Origin of the sequence: Microbacterium sp. BF1 (assembly GCF_019279095.1) — a bacterium.
GTDB classification, from domain to species: Bacteria; Actinomycetota; Actinomycetes; order Actinomycetales; family Microbacteriaceae; genus Microbacterium; species Microbacterium maritypicum.
The window spans coordinates 1-3,117 of the sequence record NZ_JAGYWT010000291.1 but is presented as its reverse complement, the minus strand read 5'-3'; the positions used below and the strand labels follow the sequence as shown (position 1 = coordinate 3,117).

Here is a 3,117-nt window from a genome sequence, read left to right as displayed (position 1 = left end):
CGTCGACCTCGTCGGACTGCTCGAGATCGCTCATCGCAACGGCATGACCGAGAGCGATGCGGTCTCGGTCGTCGAGGCGCTGCGTCCCGACGGCTCGACACGACATGACCCGCAGGAGATACGAATCGAGGATGCTCCGGGCGACGTGCTCTCCGCGCGACAGCGCCCGCAGTCCACCCACGAGGAGCAGGTACTGATCGGGAGTCGCCTCCGCGTCGCTCAGGCGGTCGGCGGTCTCGACCATGGCGTTCGCCGCGGTGAAGCGGTCGTAGTGCGCGGCGATGTCCGTTCCGTAGGAGCCGAGCGACTCGGCCTGCTGCACGATATCGAGGGAGCGGCCCTGGTAGAGCTGCACGTCGGCCACCATGAACGGCTCGAGCCTGGCACCGAATTTCGACGACGTCCGGCGCACGCCCTTGGCCACCGCCCTGACCTTGCCGTGGCGTCGCGAGAGCATCGTGACGATGCGATCCGCCTCACCGAGTTTGTGGGTGCGCAGGATCACCGCTTCGTCTCGATAGGTGGGCACCCTTCGATTATCCTCCGTGCGCGAGAATGGACGCGTGACCGAACCGCTCTTCACCATTCCGCTGTGGGCGGACCTGCTCGGCGTCGGCCTCGGCGGGGTCCAGGGCGCGATGTTCGCATCGGGGTTCCAGGGCCAGCGTCGGCTCGATTGGCTGGGTGTCGCCATCATCGGCATCATGATCGGCATGGGCGGAGGTCTGATCCGCGACATCCTGCTCGGGCAGACGCCCGCGACGCTCCAGAACCAGTGGTATCTGGTGACGGCAGGCGGCGCCGCGCTCCTCGGGATGCTGCTGTCCGGCCTCTTCACCCGCCTGAACACGGCGATCGTCGTGCTCGATGCCGTGGTGATCGGCATGTTCGGCGCTTTCGGGACGAGCAAGGCCCTCGCATTCGGCATCCCCGAGGTGCCGGCCGTCTTCATCGGCGTCTGCGCTCACGGCGATCGAGGTCTGTACGAACAGCGACCCGAGCACGTAGGGGACGAACGCGCGGTTGCGGAAGGTGTACGTCAGCTGGTCGCCCCAGCGCATGGCCTCCGAAGCTGCCTCCGGAACCCGCCGCTCGATCATCCCCCCGAAGAACGACCACACGAGCAGCACCAGGCAGACGGCGCCGAGCACCAGGGCCATGCCCGGCCAGCCGAGCGCGCTGTACAGCGCCGGCGCACCGGCTGTTCCGAGGACCATGCCGAGGATCGCGAAGATCTGACGTGGCACGTTGCCGCGGGCGCGCTCTTCGGTGGTGCGGAAGATCTCGGGGAACAGCGCGGAGATGTTCAGCACCACGACCACGAAGGCCACGTCGTATACGGCGACGACGACGAGGAACCAGATGATGAGGCCGCTCACGGGGAGCTCTGGCGGCATCCACACCAGCGCGAACGCGACGACGAGCGGCACGATACCCACGCCGATCCAGGGGATGCGCCGGCCCCACGGTGTGCGCAGCCGGTCGGACACCGTGCCCACGACGGGGTTCAGCACCGCGTTCAGGATGCCGTGGGCGATCATCGCGACCGCCACCCATCCGGCGGGAACGGCGAGGTGAGAGACGTAGAAGTAGACGACGAAGGCCGAGAACGTCTGCGCCATGAGCTGCGTCGGGAAGCCCGAGGCGCCGAAGGCGATCGTCTGCGCTCTGGTCGGCGCCGCGTCCAGACGTCGGTCGCGCACCCGCTCGCTCAGCGACGTCACCGGGCGTCCCCTCTTTGCAGGTCACGCAGGTCGCGCCAGCCGATGCGCACGAGTGCCTCATCCTCGATCGCCTGCAGCACGGCCGGATCGCTCAGCAGTCGCAGTTCGTAGCCGCGCTTCGCCGCGCTGAAGTCGACAGCCGCGCGGAGCTCGTCGTCGTCGACCATCGGATGCAGGTAGATCTCGGTGACTCCGGCCGGCGCCGCTCGCAGCAGCGCGATGAAGCCGTCGCGCATCTGCTCGTACGTCTCCTCATCCGGTGTGCCCTCGCGCAGGAGCTCGAACGGGTGCGACCACAGCCGATCGATGATCTCGACGCCGGCTGCATCGGCGGCTGCCGCCGCATCGTCGAGTTGGGCCTGCAGCGCGGAATCCTCGCCGACCCCGTCCATGCTGCGCGGCAGCCGGAACGGGAGACCGTGTCGTGCGGCGAGCTCGAACACCGGGCGGAGGAAGCCTCGGCCGGTCACGAGCCCGTAGACCGAGCCCATGTGATTGTCGAGGTGCGTCACGTCGACACCGGCGTCGAGCGCGGTCTGCAACTGGGCGGCGAGTTCGGCGGCGACATCGTCATCGGTGGCGTTCTGCTCGACGGACAGGACGTCGGTCGGGAAGAAGCCGGCGGCGTCGACGAGGCTCGTGGCGGTACCTGTCAGCGGGCGCCACCGGTAGCGGGCCCATTCGCTGGTGAGAACGAGGTGCACGCCGACGTCGAGGTCAGTGCGGGAGGCCGCGAAGGCGAGCGCTGCCGGTGACCACGAGCACGGGACCATCACGGTCGTCGAGTCGATGCGTCCGGCTGTGAGCAGGTCGATGATGGCGGTGTTGGCCGCATGGCACATGCCGAAATCATCCGCATTGAGGATGATCGCCCGCGCACCGGGCGCGAGACCGAGTCGATCGGCGAGGTCGGAAGGTGCGGTCATCGAGGATCCTGTCGGGTGATTCGAGCGGCGGTGCTCGGACGGGTGGTGTTCAACGGCCAGCCTGGGAGGCGGGCGTGAGGATGCGGGTGAAGAGTTCGCCTCGGAGCGCAACGGCCGCTTCGTTGACGGCGCCGACCAGCGGAGCCTCCGGACCGAAGGAGGAGACGAGGAACCGCAGGGGAAGCTGCGCCTCGTACTCGCCGGCGATCCGCACGATCGCGGCGACGAGTGCCGGATGAGCTGCTTCGCCGCTGAGGATGAATGCTTCCGGATCGAGCACCAGCCCCACGCTGCCGGCCACGAGAACGATGCGTCGAGCGATCTCGGACACGATCCGTAACGCCGCAGCGTCTCCGCGGACGGCCGCCTCCAGATGATCGGCGAAAGATGCCCCGGGATCGCGGCCGGCGCCGAGGGCCAGGTCGCCCACGACCGCGTCGCCCACGAGGGGCGCACCGATCGGGATG

The 3,117-nt window shown here is 68.5% G+C and carries 2 protein-coding genes and 3 pseudogenes; 1 reads left to right on the top strand and 4 read right to left on the bottom strand.

The annotated features are described in order from the left end of the window. On the bottom strand, positions 1 to 529 hold a 529-nt coding region (recO, locus tag KZA10_RS10725), incomplete at its 3' end, for a DNA repair protein RecO (RefSeq protein ID WP_308289647.1). 34 nt (positions 530 to 563) lie between these two features. Here recO and KZA10_RS10720 point away from each other — a divergent pair. After that, positions 564 to 965, top strand: a pseudogene (locus tag KZA10_RS10720) (trimeric intracellular cation channel family protein); the annotation flags it as partial. A gap of 57 nt (positions 966 to 1,022) precedes the next feature. On the opposite strand, the pseudogene KZA10_RS10715 reads toward KZA10_RS10720, so the two are convergent. From KZA10_RS10715 to KZA10_RS10705, 3 genes and pseudogenes are all read right to left on the bottom strand, one after another. Beyond that, a pseudogene (locus tag KZA10_RS10715) lies at positions 1,023 to 1,622 on the bottom strand (MFS transporter); the annotation flags it as partial. A gap of 98 nt (positions 1,623 to 1,720) precedes the next feature. Further along, positions 1,721 to 2,650 (bottom strand): polysaccharide deacetylase family protein, encoded by a 930-nt coding sequence (locus KZA10_RS10710; RefSeq protein ID WP_218682870.1) that lies wholly within the window; start codon positions 2,648 to 2,650, stop codon positions 1,721 to 1,723. 49 nt (positions 2,651 to 2,699) lie between these two features. After that, positions 2,700 to 3,117, bottom strand: a pseudogene (locus KZA10_RS10705) (ROK family transcriptional regulator); the annotation flags it as partial.

Coding starts and splice junctions, on each gene's coding strand:
- KZA10_RS10710 (WP_218682870.1), bottom strand. CDS start 2,650: ATGACCGCACCTTCCGACCTCGCCGATCGACTCGGTCTCGCGCCCGGT.